The organism is Polaribacter gangjinensis (assembly GCF_038024125.1).
GTDB classification, from domain to species: domain Bacteria; phylum Bacteroidota; class Bacteroidia; order Flavobacteriales; family Flavobacteriaceae; genus Polaribacter; species Polaribacter gangjinensis.
In genome coordinates, this window is the sequence record NZ_CP150662.1 from 1746105 (window position 1) to 1765906 (window position 19802).

The window sequence follows — 19802 nt, forward strand, 5'->3', positions numbered from 1 at the left end:
AATTAATTTATTGAATTAAATTTTTCATATCACTTCTGTATTTTGAAGCGCTTTTCCCTGTAATTGAATTGAATAATTTGTTGAAATGCGAAAAGTTATTGAAACCACATTCAAAACAAATGTCGGAAATGCTCATCGTACTTTCTGCTAACAATTTTGTGGCATGTACAACTCTGTATTCATTTACCAATTTTGTGAACGTTTTTCCGGTTGATTTTTTAAAATACCTACAAAACGCAGGAACAGTCATACTTACAAGTGCTGCAATTTCATCTAAACTGATGTGTTCTTGAAAATGTTCGTTGATGTGTTTGTAAATAATTTCGATTTTATTACTGTCTTGAGGAATGGTTTCAAAAGCAAATCCATTGGCATTCAACAATGTATAATCATCAGTAGTGGCTAAATCTTTTAAAATGTCTAAAAAAGCGATGATTCTTTCAGCACCTTCAATATCCACCAATTTTTCAATTTTTGCTCCAATTCGCTGTTTGATATCAATATTGAATCGAACACCTTTTTTGGCACGTTCAAAAAGCGCTTCAATTGGCAACATTTCAGGAATTTTAAAAAAATGTTCTCCTAAAAAATCGGGTTTAAATTGAATTAACGTTTCTGATCCATTTGTTGTCAAACGATCAATATAACCAACATGAGGCAAATTTGAGCCAATTAAAACCAATTGACTATTGTTAAAATAGCTGATGTGATTGCCAATATGCCTTTTTCCTCGTCCTTTGTTTACATAAACCAATTCTATTTCTGGATGAAAATGCCAAAAGGGAGTATTGGTTTTTAAAAACTCAACATGTTTCTTAACCAATAAAGAACTACCAAAATTGGGTGTAATCTTTTCTAATGTTGGTTTAATCTGTTTCATATGTTGTGTTAAAGGGTAATTTTTCTATCATTTGCATATCATAAACTATTTGTTTTAGTTTAAAACCAATTTATGAGTATGCTCATTTCTAATTGGTTACAAAATTACGACACAATCAAAGGATATTCTATATAAAATTATCTTTTATGTGTTCTATATTAACTTTAATAGATTTTAACAAAACATTTAGAGTTAAAATAGGATATAAATATACCAATTTTGTTGTTATTAAAACTACAGTTGCACCATAACTTTGCACAAAAATAATTTATGGTAAACAGTGATAGTATTTTATTTATCTCAGTAATCGCCATTTTTATTACAATGTACATTTTCCAAATTGTGGTATTAGGCATTATATTGAAGAAAAACGGAGGAAAAACAATTCAGTAACCCCCAAAAAAAGTAAAAAAATGAAAAAACAAATTATAACGATAGCTTTATTAATCAGTTCATTAGTAAGCTTTTCAAACACAGAAATTAAAAATAATTATACAGACAATAACAAAAAAGTAACTGTAGAATTTAAAAACGTAAAAAAAGGACACTCATTGACCATTAAAGATGAAAACGGAACTAAATTATATTCAGAAACCATATCAGAAAATGGAAATTTGTCTAAAATTTTAGATGTAACATCTTTAGATGAAGGAAATTATGTAATTGAGATGGACAAAGATTATGAAATTGTCATCAAAAGATTTCAGGTTTCTCCAAATCAAGTGATTTTATTATCTAATGAAGAGAAAGTGATTTTTAAACCAGTGATTAGAAACCAAGAAAATATTGTTATGGTTTCGAAAATTGAATTTGATCAAGAACCTACTCAAATTGTTATCTATTTTGAAAATGAGGTGATTTTCTCAGAAACAATTAAAAACGAAACACTTTTAAACAGAGTGTATAAGTTAGATGCAGAAAAAAAAGGGTCTTATAAAGTTTTTGTTTATAATCAAGATAGAAAATACAGTAATACCTTTAAAATATAAAGATTTCATAGATTAGATTAGTTAAGTAGATTGTAGATTTGATTAAAAGCGGGTGTGATTAGCCCGCTTTTTTTCGTTATAAAGATTACTTAAATCCTGGGAAATTAGGTTTTCTTTTTTCTAAAAAAGCTGTTGTTCCTTCAACAAAATCTGGAGTTCCAAAACAATTTCCAAAAGCTTCTATTTCAACTTCAAAACCATTTTTGTCTACATCAAAATTGGCATTTACAGCTTTGATGGCAGCAGCAATTGCCAAAGGTGAATTTCTGATGATTTTTTCAGCAATTTTTTGAGTGAAACTCAATAATTCTTCTTGAGAAGTTACATGATTTACCAATCCTAAAGCCTTGGCTTCTTCTGCTGAAATCATTCCTGCAGTCATAATTAACTCCATTGCTTTTCCCTTTCCTACTAATTGTGGCAAGCGTTGTGTGCCTCCATAACCTGGAATTACTCCTAAAGAAACTTCTGGCAAACCCATTTTTGCATTGTCTGAAACAATCCTAAAATGGCAAGCCATTGCCAGCTCTAAACCACCACCCAAAGCAAAGCCATTTACAGCTGCAATGACAGGTTTTGTAAGGTTTTCAATAAAATTAAATACTATTTCTTGTCCTTTTCTGGCTAAATTATGACCTTCATTTGCCGAAAAATTCGCAAATTCAGCAATATCTGCACCTGCAACAAAAGCTTTTTCTCCACTTCCTGTGATAATTATTACTTGGATATTACTGTCAATTTCAAGAGTTTTTAAAGCAGTATGCAACTCTTGAAGAGTAGTTTTGTTTAAAGCATTTAATTTTTGAGGTCTATTGATGGTTATTGTTGCAATTGCCTCTTTTTTATCAATTAAAATGGTTTCAAAATTCATAATATTGCTGTTTAAAATTCTTATTCTTTTGGTAAAATTACGGTAAAAGTAGTTCCTTTATTTTTTTCTGAAATAAAACTAATTGATCCGTCATAAGCTTCAATTATACTTTTAATCATTGCCAATCCAAGTCCCATTCCACTTGTTTTGGTGGTGAATTTGGGTTCAAAAATCAAATCTTTCATTTCATCTGCAATCCCTTTTCCATTATCAGAAACTGTTATTTTTAAAGAATTATCAATTGAAGTTACACTAACCAAAATTTTTGGATTTTCTTCTTCTTCAGTTGCTTGTAAAGCATTTTTAACCAAATTAGTTATAATCCTGATTAGCTGTGTTTTATCTAAAAAAGCATAAACTTCTGATTCTTCCGTTTGAAACTGAATATGGTCTTCGTTAAAAATATCAATGGCTAATTTGATGACATTTATAACTTCAATCTGTTCTTTATTTTGTGTTGGCATTTTAGCAAAATCAGAAAATGCAGATGCAATAGAACTCATCAAATCAATCTGTTGAATTAATGTTTTTGTATATTCTGATAGTTTTTGTTTGATATTTTCATCTTCAGGATTGAATTTTCGCTCAAAACTTTGGATAGTTAATCGCATTGGAGTTAAGGGATTTTTAATTTCGTGTGCTACTTGTTTCGCCATTTCTCTCCAAGCTTGTTCGCGCTCACTTTTTGCTAATTTTGAGGCGCTTTCTTCTAATTGATCAATCATATTATTGTACGCTTCTACCAAAATTTCAATTTCAGAACTTGATGCATCCAATAAAATTTTTTCATTTCGCTGATTTAAACGCGTTTGTTGCATTTTATCTGAAATAGATTTGATAGATTTTGTAATATAACTAGATAAAAAATATGCTAACGAAATTGCGATGATAAACATTAATAAATATACCAAGCTCAATCTGTAAATAAACTCTCGCAGTTCGTATTCAACCTCAGAATTATCTTGAGTTAACTGCATTTCAACAATACCAATTCGTTTAAATTTAGTATCATTTATGTAGGTGAATGATGTTTGATAACTTGTGCCATCTTTTTCACTGGTTTTTAAAATTCGATGATTGGAGTTTTGAGCTAAATCATTCAGTAAATCATACTCTAAAGGTTCAATGTTCGTTTTTTCGAAAGCATTTGTTTTAGATGAAACCAATAAATTTCCATGCAAATCAAACATTGAAATATTCAGTTTATTGATTGATGATATTTCGTAAATGCGTTCTTTAAAAATTTTATAAAGATTTTCAGTGTTGATTGGATAAGTCGTTTTATTGCTCAATTCAAGTTCAATAATTTGAATAGCTGTTGCTTCTTTTCTTTCAAATCTTTGCAAATTATAATCGTGTGTTTGCTCATCATATTGATAAACTGTAACTAACAAAATGAGTATTGACGCCAAGAATACCAATAAAATCATTGATATAAATATGCGTATTCGCAGCGAAATTTTTTGGAAAGAAAACAATAAAATAAAATTTTAAAACTCGAATAAAAATACAATTATGAATTCACTAATGGAATAAAAGTCTTGTTAAATTTCACAATTAAGGGAATTCCTCTTGCTAAAATCCAACAAGTAAAAGCAATCCAAATAGCAACCAATTTTAAATTGTAAAAATCAAATAGCAACAATGATGGAACAAATGCCAATAATGTTGCAAAAATTAGCACATTTCTTAGATATTTCATTTTTCCCATTCCTTTAAACATTCCGTCAAAAATAAAAGTGATTGCACTAATAGGTTGTGTTAATAAAACAATCCAAAAAACTTCGTAAAAACGTGCTAAAACCAGTTCTTCTTTTGTAAAAATTTGTCCAATAAAATCATAAAAAACAAACCCAATAAATGCCATAATAAAACCTGTAATTATCCCATACTTTGTAAGTTTTTTACTCAGTTTTACAAGTGATTCATAATCTTTTGCACCAAAATATTTGCCTGCTAAAATGTTTCCTGCGCTAGAGTATCCATCAATCATAAAAGCACCCAATAACCAAATATTAAGCCCTATTGTATAAGCTGCAATATATTCGTTTCCGTAAGAAGTTGCATAGGCAGTTGCCAAATAAAGTGCTGTATTTAAGGCAATTGTTCGTATAAACAAATTTCCAATCATCCCTAATAAATTTGGAATTTGCTCATGCATTGGAAATTGAATTTTTAATGAAATGGTGGTTTTTTTAAAAAGAAAATACAATGCCAAGACTGCCATTATAATTTGAGAAATTAAACTCGCATATGCAGCACCTTCAATGTTCAAAGCTGGAATAAAACCCTCAATTCCATATACCAAGATGACATCTAAAATGACATTTAAAACTGCTCCACAAATGGCAATTATCATGGGGTAAAAAGTGTTTTGTAAACCTCTAAAAATCCCAAAAATTGAAAAAACAAATAATGAAAACGGAAAGCCAAATATTCTGATTTTAAAATAGGTACTGCATAAATCCAAAACATTGCCTGATGCATTATAAAATTGAAAAATCTCTTTTGAAAATGGATAGGAAATCAATAAAATCAGTACACTTCCAAAAATAACTATTGCAATTGCCTGAGCTGGTAATGATTTTACCTCTTCAAGTTTATTAGCTCCTAAATATTGAGAAATGATGGATGAAATGGCACTTCTTATTTGTCCAAAAACCCAAACTAACATCGAAATAAATGCTCCAACAATACCAACTGCCGCCAAACTTTCTGTAGCATTCACATCAATATTGCCAATAATTGCAGTGTCTGTAATGGATAATAAAGGTTCTGCAATTCCGGAAATCAAAGCTGGAATAGCAAGTTTATTGATGTTTTTAAAACGTAATGAAGAATTCAATCTAAAAAAAATGAACACAAATATACATATCTACAAAAAGATAAAAGCATAAGATTCTGAAAAATCAGTAACTTTGCAAACTAAAAACAATTCTATGCAAAATATTCTTGTACCTATTGGATCTAATGAAAGCGCCCGAACAACTTTACAATATGCCATTGATTTTGCTTCAATTATAGATGCAAATATCTTTGTTTTTAGAGCATATAGTGCCATTTCAAAAACAGGAACCATGATCAATGTAAACAGCATCATTGAACGTGAAACAAGTTTGTATTTAAGAACTTTGGTGAATTCTGTAAACACAAAAAATGTTGATGTAAAATTGATTTCTGCAAATGGATCAGTCATTGAAAGTGTAAATTCTATTGATGAAGAAATTGGAATTGATTTGATAATTATTGGTGCTAAAAGCAATTCAATTAGAGAAGAAATTTATTTAGGAAAAACAGCAGGAAGCTTGGTAAAACAAACTGAAGTGCCTATGTTAGTGGTGCCTGAAGGATATGTTTATACACCAATAAATTCAATTTTGATGGCTTTTAGATCAGGAATTGTACGAAAAAAAGCAGCGTTAAAACCTTTGCAATTTATAGCTCAAAAATTTCAACCAAAAATTGATTTATTATTGGTAAAAACTCCTGATTACACTGATGAAGATTTGGTGCTGGATAAAGAACTTGAAAAAGTAAAAAACTCACTAACAATTACTGAAAACCCTACAACTTTTCAAGGAGTTTTAGAAAATTTAAATTCATTTAAGCCTGATTTATTGTGTGTTTTTCGTCGAAAAAGAGGATTTTTCACAAAGTTATGGGAAAAAAGTACCATCTTAAAATCTGAATTTTATACAACAGTTCCTTTATTGATTTTGAAAGGAAAAAAATAATCAATATTTTAAATCTGCAGGTTCTAGAAAAGCATTATCAATAGTGTACATTTCTGTGATAAAGGTTTTTAATACCGCTAAAAAATCATTCAACTTTTCCTCAGAAATTAAAGTTTCTGGGGATTTTCTTTGTTCAGCAAAATCGATTTGTAAAAATCCTTCATTTAAACTTTTAAATGAATAAATGCCTGCTTGTAACGGTTTTGAAAAATCGAATGAAGTACTTTTTGTAAATAAATAGGCATATAAAAGTACTTGAACTGCTTTGTGAAATTTCTCTTCCCGCAATTTTTCAGTATTATTTGCTTTTAAATTTGCTTTTGTAACCTTGCCTGTTTTATAATCAATAATGCGTAAAACTCCATTCAATTCATCAATTCTATCCACATTTCCATGAATTTTAAAGGGAAAATCAAAACCATCAATCTCAATTTCAATCGATAAATTCTGTTCAGTTGCTATGATTTTTAGTTGATTATTTTCGTCTTGTAACAATTGTTTTTCTTTTGATAAAAAATTACTGACAAATCTATTTGCGACTTCAAAAATCAACCTGTTTTTTCCTGTGCTAATATTTCCATTGATAAAATGTTTTGAAAATTTCGCTGTCACCAAATCTTTGGCAACTTTTTCCATAGCAACAATATCAGTTGATTTTAAATAGTTGCCAATATGTGGTTTGTACAAATCATCTAAAGTTTCATGCACTACAGTTCCTAAAGTATTATGTGCAATGGTTTCTTCAACATCATTAAATTCTTTGATTTGTAAAACTTTTTGTTTGTAAAACTGAATAGGATTGTACAAATAACTGGTAATTGTTGAAGGTGAAATTCCGTTTGTTGCCAACTCAATTAAACGTTCTTGAATTGCAGAATTTTTTTGAATTTCTTTTAATTTAATGGGTTTTGAAATTACTTTTGGCGTAATGATTTTGTGTGAAATATCCTTTTTCATCATTTCCAATTGAGTAATAAATCGACTTTTTTCGCCACTTCCAAAATGATCTTGCTCTGTGTTATACAAAATAAAAACATTCTTGGCTCTTTGCAACAATCTAAAAAAATGATACGAAAAAATGGCGTCTTTTTCTCTATAAGTTGGCAATCCGTATGCAATTTTCACATCAAAAGGGATGAAAGAAGTTTGTTGTTTATTGGCTGGTAAAATTCCTTCATTGGCTGATGCTAAAATGATTGTTTCAAAATCCAATACACGCGTTTCTAACATTCCCATCAACTGCAAACCCTGTAAAGGCTCACCTTGAAAAGAGAGATTTTCGGTAGCAATCAATTGTTTAAAAAACTGTGAAAACACTTTTAAATCATTAAAAAAAGAGAATTTTTGTTGCAATGATTTTAGCTGTGTAAAAATGGTGAAAAATCGGAATAAATATTCTTTCTCTAAAGTTTCAGCAGCTTCTTTTAAGAAAAATATGAGTGATAAAATAGTTTCAATAAACTGATTTATGGATGTGAATGGTTTAAACAAATCAAGAATGATTTTTTTTGCGTCTTCGGATTGAAATTTGAGCAAAGATTCCAAGTCCTTTTGAGAAATAAACAACCTATTTTCATGAGTTATTTTATTAAAAAATTGATCATTATTCAAAATGAATTTTATCAAAAATGGATGTTGTAAAACACGAAAACAATCTTTATAATAAAATTGATTGGTGATGGTTTTCTGCAATTTTTCTTGTGATAAAAACAACTGAAAAACAGCTAAAAACAACTGACTTGAAGGAATATCTTTCAAAGGATATCCCATGGTAATATTGATTCCGGTTACATTTTTGGGCAACGAATTCAGTGCAATTGGCAATAGGGTTTCATCTGCTAAAACCAATGCTGTGTTGTTTAAACTTTTAGAATTTTCAAGAATTTCAGCAATGTATTTTTGCTGAGTTGTGCTTTTTGCAGCACCAATAATCTGGATATTTTTTTCTGAAAAAAAATGGTTGACAGGCGTTTTAAAAGGATTTTTTTCAAAGTATTTCCAAGTACTTTTATATATTCGCATAAAATTACCTGCTTGATGATTGGAATTTAAAAATGCTTCATCAATATCCCAATAGATGGCAGTATTATTTGTTGCTAACATTTTTTGAAACAAAAATTCTTCGGCTTTGTTGAGTGCATTAAAACCAATAAAAAAATACTTTTTTTGCGTGTTTTTTACCAAAAATTCATCAATTTTTTTACAAGATTCTCTATACAACATTCCTTGATATCCTACTTTTTGTTGTAATAAAAAACTATAAAAAGCAATATAATATTCTTGTAATTTCTCTAAAAAATTGTGATGATTTTTAATCAATTCAGTTTCTGAAAAAGTACCTTTGACAGACCATTTTTTGAGTCTTTCAATATCTCTGATGTACACAAAAATATCTTTGGTATCTACTAAATGTTGGTCTATTTCATTAAAATCTTGCAATACTGTAAAAGCCCATGATGTAAAAACATCAAATGAATCAGGATTTTTTTCAATGCTTTTATACACTTCATAAAATTGAAATAACAGCTGTATATTTTCTGCTTTTTCAATCTCCGAAATTTGTTGAATTAATTGTTCAATAGTGATGATTTCTGGCAAAAATCCGATGGCAATTTTATCTTTACATGCTTGTTTTACAAACACTTTTGCTCTTTGTGATGGCAAAATAAAAACTGCATTTTCAAAGGATTTTGTTTGTAGTAAAATGTCATCTAAAGTATCAGAAATAAAAGATTGCATAGAATTTTTGGCTTCAATTTTGGATTTCTAAGTTACAAAAACTTACTTTTATGCGAGCGAATTATTTTATACTTATTTTTATGAACGAAACATTGTTTGTTGCAGGAATTCAGGCTTCACTATTTTGGGAAAATTCCATAAAAAATCGAGAATATTTTGAATCAAAAATAAATTCATTACCTCTAAATATTGACTTGGTAGTTTTGCCAGAAATGTTTACCTCAGGATTTACAATGAATGCTGAAAATGTTGCTGAAAAAATGAATGGAAATACCATTTCTTGGATGCAAAAGTTGGCTTCAAAAAATAATTTTGCCATTGCAGGAAGTTTGGTAATTGAAGAAAATTCGAATTTTTATAACCGTTTTGTTTTTGTTCATCCTTCAGGAGAAATTGATTTTTATGACAAACATCACACATTTACATTGGCTGGAGAAGACAAAATTTATACCTCAGGAAATGAAAAAACAATTATTACCTATAAAGGTTGGAGAATTTGTCCTTTGATTTGCTATGATTTGCGATTTCCTGTTTGGGCAAGAAATACTGAAAATTATGATTTGCTATTGTACGTGGCAAGTTGGCCAATTACACGAATAAAAGCATGGGATACTTTGTTGAAAGCGCGAGCAATTGAAAATATGAGTTATGTAATTGGCGTAAACAGAATTGGTGTTGATAATAATGGCTATGAATATTGTGGAAATTCGTTGATTGTTGATTATTTAGGTGCGCAACTTTCTGATTTACAGCATAATGAAGAAGGAATTATTTTAGCCAACATCAATAAAAAAGCGCAAGAAGATACAAGAGAAAAATTGGGGTTTTTAAAAGATAAAGACTCCTTTTCTATTGATTTATAAATAACAAAAAGCTCTTTTAATTGGTTTTAAAAGAGCTTTTTGAAAATCTTGTATTTTAGAATTTAACTTGGTTGAATCATCCATTTAAATTCGAATTTTGTATCAGGAATAATCATTCTTTCTGTGATTCTGGTCATTCTATCTGGCAAATTCATTAAGAAATCTCTCGCTTTTTCAGCTTCAGGAGTTAAATTGGTGATTTTATCAATTTCCCAAGAAGCTATTAATTTTTTCAAAATATCGATGTAATCATAGCCTGTATACACACCAATTCTTTGAGCTACTGTTGAAAAATCATTGAATAAACTACCTTTTGTGCCAAAAGATTCTCTTAAATGCATTGCAGGCATTACAATTTTATGTTTCATCATATGTTGAAAAGCCAACATCATTTCACTTGCATCAATCTTAAAAATTTCTTTTACAAAATGAGTATATGCCAAATGATGACGCATTTCATCACCTGCAATAATTTTCGACATTTTTGCCAATGCTTTATGACCTCTTTGTTTGGCAATTTTTGCGACATTATTGTGAGAAATATAGGTTGCCAACTCTTGAAAACTTGTGTATACAAAGTTTTTGTAAGGATCTGTTGAAGTACCAATATCAAAACCATCAGCAATTAAATGTTGGGTAGAAATTTCTACTTCGCGCATATTTACACGTCCTGATAAGTACAAATATTTATTCAAAACATCACCATGTCTGTTTTCTTCTGCAGTCCAAGCTCTTACCCATTTTGCCCAATTGTTATCAGGATCTTGGCTAACTCCGTCTAAATCCAACAACCAAGATTCATAGGTTGGTAATGCTTCTTCAGTGATGGTATCTCCCACTAATACTACCCAAAAATCATCTTCTAATTCTTTGGATATTTCACGGATTTCTTCAATTTCACTTATAAATTTATCACTTTGTGAATTGGGTAAAAAATCGGTTGGTTGCCAAATTTTTTCAGAAGGAATTAAATAGTTTTCAAAAAAAGTAGCGATGTTTTTTTCTAGTGTTAACATCACTTCTTTTCGAATGTTTTGTATTGACATTATATATTAAATTATAGATTCTTTGATTATAGATTCGGTTTTTGCTAATAATTCATCAAAAGGTAAAGAATCGATTTTGATTGGTTGATGGGTTTTTATTGAAATTGGACTGGCAATTCCAAGAGGAAATTTACCATATTTAAACACTTTCCATGAATTATTGATGGTTAAAGGTACAACAAATCCGTCTTTATTGTATTTGGTAAGCACTTTTAAACCATTTACAGCAAATTCTTTTGGTTGACCATTTCTACTTCTTGTTCCTTCAGGAAAAATAACAGCAGACCATTTATTTGTATTGATTTTCTTAGCAAAAGCTGTCAACTCAGCAATGGCTTGTTTGCTATCTTTTCTATTGATAAGAGCTGCACCTCCATGCCTTAAATTGAAAGAAATACTAGGAATTCCTTTACCTAACTCAACTTTTGATACAAACTTTGGATGGTATTTTCTGAACTTCCAAATGATTGGTGGAATGTCAAACATTCCTTGATGATTGGCAACAAAAATCAGCGTTGTATTTTCTGGTAAATCTTGCTTATTTTCAAATTTTACAGGAATTAAAAGCAATAGAAGAGATTTTATAAGGGTAAAATTCATGTAATCAACCACAAATTTATGTCCTTTATATCCAAAAAGTTTTAATCCAAGCCATTGAATTGGATGGAAAATAATTAGTAACGCATAAAATACCAATGCAAAGATTGGTGAGAGAATATAACTTAAAATTTTCATATGTGTTGATTATATTTTTTCTCGGTCACATATGCAATCGCATATTTATTCATTGGTGTTTGCTTGAGCAAACGCTTTATTATTGGCGATTTCATTAATTAAACCAATTAGTCCATGGAATTTTAGACAAGATAAATACCAATCCTAATCCATAAAAAATTACAAAGGTTTTAAATTTAGCAGTATCTGAAGTTTTCTTTTTGTGTTTAGACCATCCTATGGTAATTAAAGCTAGTGCTAAAATCATCATTACAGGATGTTCTAACGCTAATAATCTCAGCTCTTTAGTTTTCATAACATCAGCTGTATTTGAAGTTAGCATGCTAAAATATGGAGACATGAAATACCAAGTTAAGCCAATTAGTAATTGAATATGGGAAACGATTAATGTAAAAAGTCCGATTCGTAAATCTTTATCAGTAAATTGTTTTTTTTGAGTAAGCCCAATAATGGCATTTACAACTGCAATCACTAATAAAATGACTACCAAATATGCCCAGTAAGAGTGAATATCTATCATGATGTTGATGTTTTTAAAATCGTTGTAAAGTTAGGGATTTTAAATAAAAAAAAACCATCTCAATACAAGTATTGAGGTGGTTTTTATCAAATTTATTTTAATAAAATACCTTTTTAAATAGGTATCAAATTAAATTTTACGCTTTTAGAAAGAATATTTTACCCCTATTTGCAATCTCCAAGTTTGGTTGAAGTTATAGTTGTAATCATAAGTTTGTGTTAAATACTGTCCATTTACTTTTACGAAAGAGTATGAAGGTACATTATTTGCATCTTTACCTTCGTATCTTAAGATTTTACCTCTGTTAGAAATGTTATTGTTTTTAACAACTCCCCATTCTGAGTTCAATAAATTTCCAAAGTTGATAAAGTCAAAGCTAAATTGTAATGTATTTTTTCTTTCACCAATGTTAAAATAATACTCACGTAAGAATCTTAAATCAAAACTGTGAACCCAAGGACTTCGTGCAGCGTTTGCTTCAGCGTATCTTCCTTTGTTAGCTCTAAGATACTTATCTTGTTCCATAAATTTAAAGAAAGCATCTTCATCAGCAGTAGAAACAAACTTAATATCTCCTTTAGCTCTAGGTATGTAAATTAAATCAGTTGCAATTCCATCACCATTCATATCGTTTGCATAATGGAAGCTATTTCCATTAGGAGAAAAACCTGTATAAAATAAGTTGATTAAAGTTGCTGATTTTAATTTATCATTTGCCCAAGGAAGTTTATATGAAATAGATCCAATTGCTTTCGCAGGAACAACATAATCAGAAAGTTGTAAATCTGGTAAATGTGGTCCATTAACACCAAATAATCCTGTATAAGCAGACTGTGCATTACTACCTGGCATACCAGAAATTTCTCTAATGTCAGTGTAGGTAAATGCTCCCATTAATTTTAAATCTTCAATTGGTTCAGCGTTGATGGTAATATTTGAAATAGATCCCCATCCTTCAGAATTATTACTCAAAACATACGCATCAGTACTGTTGTACTCTATGTTAGCTGAAGAAGGATAAATATATCTGTTGTCTGGACCTGAAAAACGTTGCCAAGTTGCATCTGGTTGTTTCAAGTTGTAATTTTTAAGCATTACACCATTGATATTTTTTGTAAAAATACTTTCTACAGATAATGATAATGGGAAAGAAACAGGAACTTGATAATCAAGTGCTAAAGTAGTTTTCCAAACTTGAGGCATTTTAAAGTTAGGATCAATACCATTGATATCTCTTGGTAACACTCCATCTTCTGGTCTAATTGTATTTGGAAGACCTAATCTACTGATCATTTCATTCACATCTGTAATCATTGGTCCTGCCAAACTAGCAAGTCTTGGATCTACAGATCTTATTGAACCATCTGAGTTGTATCTTGTAACAGCAGCGAAACTACCTTGAACCATTCCTGAGTTTGTTGGCATATTAGTGAAGAATACTAATGGCAATCTTCCTGTAAAAATACCTGTACCTCCACGTAATTTTAAGCTTTGATCTCCTTTAATATCCCAACTAAATCCTACTCTTGGAGAAAAAAGAACATTTGCTTCTGGCCACATACCAGTATCAATATTTCTTCCACCATAATCGATAGCAAAAATTGCATTGTTTCTTAAGATGTTATCTTCATATCTTAAATAATCAGCGCGGATACCATAAGATAATTTGAACTTAGGATTAACATCCCATTCATCTTGAATATAAAAACCTAATTGATTAAACGCAACCTCAGCAGTAGGGTTTAACTCACCATCATAACCGTATGTTAAAGCGAAATCTCTAGGTGCAGCTTGGTTTAAGAAATCTTCAACACTTGCATAACGATAGTAACCTGTACCATTTCTCATGTAAGAGTTGTTTGCTAATTGATGTTCAAAACTTATACCACCTGTAATTTTATGATTGTCTAAATAATATGTCATATTGTTTATAACAGAAAGTGTGTTGTTGTTAACAGCATTATTCCATGTAAACAATTCATAACCAGCAGAAATGTAAGGTTCTATAATTTGATTATTGTTTGAATCTAAACCATTCATTATATCAATAAAAGGGAATGGTGAAGAATTAGATCCACGGGCATCTTGAATTTTTGAATAAGTTACTAAAAACTGATTTGATAATTTATCAGAAATTCTACTATTTAAATCTAAAGAGAATGTATTAACAATATTATCCATAGAGTAAATAGAGTTAGAGAAAGCCATAGAGTATTGAGAAATACGATCCATAGTTCTATTTCTAAAACCAGCATCTGTTGAATTTCCATTTGTTGGATTCCATCCTTGATTTTTAGTGTAGTTGTATCTCACACTCAATTTATTTGCAGGATTGATATTCCAGTCAATACGTGCAAGTAATTTTTTATTTGTCTCATCTCCAGGGAAATCAGTATAAGATCCTGGATTGTAACCATAATTAGAAATTAAATGATCTCTAACTCTATCTAAATCAGTAGTACTAGTTCTTGAAATTTGCAAATCAAGATTAGCAACTCCATTAGCAGAAGGTCTCCAAGTAACAACTTGTCCTGGCATGATTACTGACTCTGCATTGATAAAGAAAAATAATTTATTTTTGATAATTGGACCACCAAAAGTAGCACCATAAGTAGTCGTTGATGATTCTGGACGAACTCCAAAATCTGAATCACCAATTCTATTACCTCTCATATCTTGATTGTTGTAATATGTGTAAGCAGAACCAGAAAATTTATTTGTTCCTGATTTTGTAATAGCATTGATTCCACCACCAATAAAGTTTGTTTGACGAACATCAAATGGAGCAATTACTACTTGAATTTCTTCGATTGCATCCAAAGAAATAGGATTACCACCACCTGGCAATCTTGAGCTTAATCCAAAGTTATTGTTGAAATTTGCCCCATCAATTGTGAAGTTTGTAGAACGCCCATCTCCACCTGCAATACTCATTCCATTTGCAAAAGGCGAAATACGAGTTATATCTGTAATACTTCTATTGATTGTTGGCATAATTGACAACTCTTGATTTGAAATATTCGTTGTTGCTCCAGTTTTTTCAGAAGAAAATTTTGATCTTTTTGATGAAATTACAATTTCGTCAAGTGATACATTTTCTTCAGTTAAAACTACGTTGTGAACATAAGGAGCTCCTAATCCAATCGTAATATTATTTTTTGTGTTTTTACCATAACCAATGAAAGAAACTTCAACTTTGTATGGTCCTCCAACCCGCATCCCAGGCAAATTATAACGCCCTTCTTCATTTGTTGTAGTGCCATAAACCGTTCCAGAAGGTGTATGAGTAGCAATAACTGTAGCTCCCATAACAGCTCCCTGATCATCAGTAACTCTACCAGTCATACTGGAAGTTGTTACTTGAGACATCATTACTGAGGATAGTAACAATGCTACAGGCATTAATAAAATTTTGGTAATTTTTTTCATAATAAATGTTTAATTTTTTGAGTTATTAAATGCAGTGCAAAAGTCTCTCTTTTGTTGAATTGATTTGTTAAGTTAATGTTAAGTTTTAACAAGAAATTAAGACAACCAAAACTAAATAAAAAGAGTATTAAGGCCTAATAATCAACATATTAGTTATAAACAGGTTTATTAACAAATTTTTAGGAATTCATTAAATTTTAAATTGACGATAAAATAAACAGAGATTTATTAGCTTTTCAACAACTTGTTTGCCAATTCTTTTCCTAATTCTACCCCAAATTGGTCATAACTATAAATATTCCATAAAATTCCTTGAGTAAAAATTTTATGTTCATATAAAGCGACTAATTTGCCCAAAGACTTAGGAGTTAGTTTATCAAAAAGAATAGTATTGCTTGGTCTATTTCCTTCAAAAACTTTAAAAGGTAATAAGGTTGCTATTTTATCTTCATTACCAGAAGATTTTAATTCTAAATGAACCTCTTCTGCAGTTTTACCAAATGATAAAGCATCCATTTGACCATAAAAATTAGCCATTAATTTTTTGTGATGATCTGTTAAACCATACAAAGATTCTTTATAACCAATAAAATCAGCAGGAATTAATTTGGTTCCTTGATGTACTAATTGCATAAATGCATGTTGCATATTGGTACCTGTACTTCCCCAAACTATTGTTCCTGTTTGATACTCAATTTTATCTCCATTTCTATCTACACCTTTTCCATTACTTTCCATAATAGCTTGTTGCAAATATGCTGGTAATTTTGATAAATATTGAGAGTATGGCAATACTGCCTCTGTCTCAGCTTCATAAAAATTGTTATACCAAACACTTATTAAAGCTAAAATAACTGGAATATTTTGTTCAAAATCTTCATTTCTGAAATGTAAATCCATTTCTTCTGCGCCATCTAAAAGTGCTTTGTAGTGATCAAACCCAACAGACAGACTAATAGATAAACCAACTGCTGACCATAATGAAAAACGACCTCCAACCCAATCCCACATTGGGAATACATTTTCTTTTGAAATTCCGAAATTGTCTATAGCATCTAAATTGGTAGAAACCGCCACAAAATGCTTTGGAATATCAAAAATAGTGGCAGATTTTAAAAACCAATTTTTGATGGTTTCTGCATTTGATAAGGTTTCTTGTGTAGTGAATGTTTTTGATACAATCACAAATAACGTAGTTTCTGGATTTAATTTTTTGATGATTTCAGAAACGTGATCACCATCAACATTGGATACAAAATGTGTATTTAATTGATTCTTGTAAAATTTTAAAGATTCTACAATCATATCAGGACCTAAATCAGAACCTCCAATTCCAATGTTCACGATATCAGTAATTGATTTTCCTGTATATCCTTTCCATTTTCCTGAAATCACTTTATTGCTAAAAGATTTGATTTTTCTTAAAGCAGTTTGTATTTGAGGTTTGATGTTTTTTCCATCAACCAAAATTGGCTCGTCTGAATTGCTACGCAATGCTGTATGTAAAACCGCTCTATTTTCAGTAACGTTGATAACTTCACCTGAAAACTGACTTTCAATCGCTTCTTTTAAACCGACTTCTTTGGCTAATTCTGTTAATAAATGAAGAGTCTCTTTATTGATTCTGTTTTTTGAATAATCAACCAATAAATCACCAAACTGAATCGAAAAATCTTGTTTTCTATTTGGATCTTTATAGTAATCTTTAATCGTAGTTTTTTGAATATCTTGAAAATGTTCCGTTAGTTTTTGCCAGGCTACTGTTTTGGTTGGATTGATATTTTTCATTGAAATTTATTATTTTGTTGCAATTATGTCAGTTTGATTATTTGGTTTTGAAGCGGCTCTTTTTTTAGAATCTAATTGCTTTTTTAAAGGAGCAATAAACTCTAAAAATCTTGGTTTAATGCTTTGATCAATTGGTTGTGCTGTGGGTAATTTTTCTCGTAAAGGATCAACTTGTTTCCCGAATTTCCAAAAACGATAACACACATGTGGTCCTGAGGTATTTCCTGTCATTCCAACCCAACCAATTACATCACCTTGCCTTACATATTCGCCAACTTTTACTTTTCGTTTACTCATATGTAAATATTGCGTAGTATACGTGCTATTATGTTTTATTTTTACATAATTTCCATTACCACCTTTCATGGCAGATTCTATAACAGTACCACTTGCTGTTGCAATTATTGGAGTATTATAATTTGCCGCAAAATCAGTTCCTTTGTGAGGTCTTGCAATATTTCCGTACAAAGCAATTCTTCTGTTTAAATTGTATCTTGATGAAATTCGATATTGGAATTTTATTGGAGCTTTTAAAAACTGACTTCGCAACATATTTCCAAGTTCGTTGTAATATTCTGCTTTACCTTTAATTGAATCTGCTAAAAAACGAAACGCGTATAATTTTTTTCCATTGTGTTTAAAAACGGCAGATTTTATTTTTCCATATCCTGCGTGAATAGTATCATCAATAAATTTTTCCTCGTAAACAATTTTAAAAGAATCGCCTTTTTGTAATCTATAAAAATCTAATGTCCAGGCATAAATATCAGCTACTTCCCAAGTTAAATTTGGTTTCAACCCTAAACTATCCATAGTTACAGAAAGATTATAATTGATAACTCCAGTAACTTCTCTTTCAACAGTTTTAACTGGTTTTGTAAAACGAGTCGCTTTTACAATTGAGTCTTTAAAATCTAGAACTGTAGCGTTTATTTTATCGTGTTTATAGATAAAAACTTGCGCTTTTTGGGTAGAGTCTTTGCTTGTTAAAATAGTATATGGTTTGCCTGCTCTTACTTTTGTTACATCAAAAACTTCTTTTACAGAAGTAGCGATATCATTAATTTGTGGATATAAAACATGATGTCTATCCAAAATAACTCCGAAACTTTCTCCATTTTTAATGGTGTCTTGAATTACATTGTAATCGTCTAATTTATAGCCAAATCGAATTTCGGATTCTTTCTTTTTTTCAGGTTCAACTTCTTGTTTTTCTTCCTTTTTACAAGACGAAAATGAAAGCATAAAAACAAGCAAATACAGTACTTTTTTCAAGAATTTGTTACTTTTTTGATAATTTTTCAAAAGTACAAATAAAATTGATTTATAAAAACCAATAGCAGTAAGATGTTATGACAGATTTGTTAAAGTTTTGAAAGTTATTTTGCAAAAGGATTTGCCAAACCTCTATAATCTTCTAATTCAGCAGTTAATGAACCAACTCGCAAATCAGCTTTTAGCTTTAATGGAATTTTATTAGTGTCATTTGATATCCAAATTGTTACACTTTCTTGTTCTTTAAACACTCTTCCTGAAAGTACATAGGGTCTAAAAACCAAGGTTTCTAATTTTCCAATATGCGTTCTAAGTGATTGTTTACCAAGGAATTTAAGTCTAAAAGGAAAGGTTTCTTCATCAAAAAACATGTCTAATTTAATTTCATCTCCAGGTTTTATTTTTGATATGTCTAAACTTCTTAAATAATAAAAAGAAGAGAGCATATCTTGAACTTTGTTAAATGAAACTGAAGTGTCTCTTTGGAGTGTGAAATCCTGAACATATGCTTTTTTTACATCGTGATTAAACGTAGTAATTGTATGTTTTTTGTAACCTCCTTCGTAAATTTTTCTCTTAAAAACATAAGGTTTGATGTTTTCTTTATCAAAATACGATTCGTAATAATCATCTACTTCAAAAAACCATTTGATCATTCCTGAGGTCCAACCTGTTCCTTTGGTATGAAATACTTTTTTGCCTTGGTATTCTTTTTCATCAACCTCTAAAACGGCAGTTCCTGCTCTTAAAAAACCGCTGTAACTCATTTTATAGCGAAGCCATTCTCCACTTTTAAAAGCGGGTTTTTGGTCTTGACCTTGAAGTGTCAAAATGGAGAGAAATACAACTATTGATAGGTACTTTTTCATATCGAATTCAAACATATAAAAAAGGATTGACAAATGTCGTTCCAAAAAAGAAAAAGTACCAAAT

At 30.1% G+C, this 19802-nt stretch carries 15 protein-coding genes; 3 read left to right on the forward strand and 12 right to left on the reverse strand.

Translation table 11 applies throughout. The features are described 5' to 3' along the window. Window positions 1-7 precede the first annotated feature (7 nt). Window positions 8-880 carry a helix-turn-helix domain-containing protein gene (locus tag WHA43_RS07785; RefSeq protein WP_105046509.1) on the reverse strand — a complete coding sequence of 291 codons (873 nt, stop codon included), beginning with the start codon at window positions 878-880 and terminating at the stop codon, window positions 8-10. Between the two features lie 413 nt (window positions 881-1293). Between WHA43_RS07785 and WHA43_RS07790 the strand changes: the two genes are divergently transcribed. Continuing rightward, the gene (locus WHA43_RS07790) at window positions 1294-1869 is read left to right on the forward strand and encodes a hypothetical protein (protein ID WP_105046510.1); all 576 of its coding nucleotides are present in this window, start codon (window positions 1294-1296) and stop codon (window positions 1867-1869) included. Between the two features lie 85 nt (window positions 1870-1954). On the opposite strand, the gene WHA43_RS07795 is transcribed toward WHA43_RS07790, so the two are convergent. The 3 genes from WHA43_RS07795 to WHA43_RS07805 form a co-directional block, all read right to left on the reverse strand. Next, window positions 1955-2740 (reverse strand): enoyl-CoA hydratase/isomerase family protein, encoded by a 786-nt coding sequence (locus tag WHA43_RS07795; RefSeq protein ID WP_105046511.1) that lies wholly within the window; start codon window positions 2738-2740, stop codon window positions 1955-1957. Between the two features lie 20 nt (window positions 2741-2760). Then, window positions 2761-4170 carry a sensor histidine kinase gene (locus tag WHA43_RS07800; protein ID WP_105046512.1) on the reverse strand — a complete coding sequence of 470 codons (1410 nt, stop codon included), beginning with the start codon at window positions 4168-4170 and terminating at the stop codon, window positions 2761-2763. Between the two features lie 83 nt (window positions 4171-4253). Continuing rightward, window positions 4254-5585 (reverse strand): MATE family efflux transporter, encoded by a 1332-nt coding sequence (locus tag WHA43_RS07805; protein WP_105046513.1) that lies wholly within the window; start codon window positions 5583-5585, stop codon window positions 4254-4256. Between the two features lie 94 nt (window positions 5586-5679). On the opposite strand from WHA43_RS07805, the gene WHA43_RS07810 reads away from it, so the two are divergent. After that, complete coding sequence (locus WHA43_RS07810; protein ID WP_105046514.1) at window positions 5680-6474, forward strand: universal stress protein; 795 nt, start codon at window positions 5680-5682, stop codon at window positions 6472-6474. Here WHA43_RS07810 and WHA43_RS07815 read toward each other — a convergent pair whose 3' ends face one another. Beyond that, window positions 6475-9213, reverse strand: a complete 2739-nt coding sequence (locus WHA43_RS07815; RefSeq protein ID WP_105046515.1) for a PD-(D/E)XK nuclease family protein — start codon at window positions 9211-9213, stop codon at window positions 6475-6477. It lies immediately after the preceding gene. Between the two features lie 80 nt (window positions 9214-9293). On the opposite strand from WHA43_RS07815, the gene WHA43_RS07820 reads away from it, so the two are divergent. Further along, entirely contained in the window at window positions 9294-10076 is a 783-nt protein-coding gene (locus tag WHA43_RS07820) for an amidohydrolase (protein WP_105046516.1), read from the forward strand. A 62-nt stretch (window positions 10077-10138) separates the two neighbouring features. On the opposite strand, the gene WHA43_RS07825 is transcribed toward WHA43_RS07820, so the two are convergent. The 7 genes from WHA43_RS07825 to WHA43_RS07855 all read right to left on the reverse strand — a co-directional run bounded on the left by WHA43_RS07825 (window position 10139) and on the right by WHA43_RS07855 (window position 19738). Further along, the gene (locus WHA43_RS07825) at window positions 10139-11122 is read right to left on the reverse strand and encodes an acyl-ACP desaturase (RefSeq protein ID WP_105046517.1); all 984 of its coding nucleotides are present in this window, start codon (window positions 11120-11122) and stop codon (window positions 10139-10141) included. Window positions 11123-11128: 6 nt separating this feature from the next. After that, a complete protein-coding gene (locus tag WHA43_RS07830) occupies window positions 11129-11857 on the reverse strand; it encodes a lysophospholipid acyltransferase family protein (RefSeq protein ID WP_105046518.1) in 729 nt (242 codons plus the stop codon). A 94-nt stretch (window positions 11858-11951) separates the two neighbouring features. Further along, entirely contained in the window at window positions 11952-12377 is a 426-nt protein-coding gene (locus WHA43_RS07835; protein ID WP_105046519.1) for a hypothetical protein, read from the reverse strand. Window positions 12378-12521: 144 nt separating this feature from the next. Next, window positions 12522-15806, reverse strand: coding sequence for a TonB-dependent receptor (locus tag WHA43_RS07840; protein WP_105046520.1), 3285 nt, complete (start codon window positions 15804-15806; stop codon window positions 12522-12524). A 228-nt stretch (window positions 15807-16034) separates the two neighbouring features. Continuing rightward, window positions 16035-17594, reverse strand: coding sequence for a glucose-6-phosphate isomerase (pgi, locus tag WHA43_RS07845; protein WP_262903982.1), 1560 nt, complete (start codon window positions 17592-17594; stop codon window positions 16035-16037). Window positions 17595-17603: 9 nt separating this feature from the next. Beyond that, on the reverse strand, window positions 17604-18869 hold the full coding sequence (locus WHA43_RS07850) for a M23 family metallopeptidase (protein WP_105047339.1): 1266 nt from the start codon (window positions 18867-18869) through the stop codon (window positions 17604-17606). A gap of 104 nt (window positions 18870-18973) precedes the next feature. After that, complete coding sequence (locus tag WHA43_RS07855) at window positions 18974-19738, reverse strand: DUF3108 domain-containing protein (protein ID WP_105047340.1); 765 nt, start codon at window positions 19736-19738, stop codon at window positions 18974-18976. Window positions 19739-19802 lie beyond the last annotated feature (64 nt).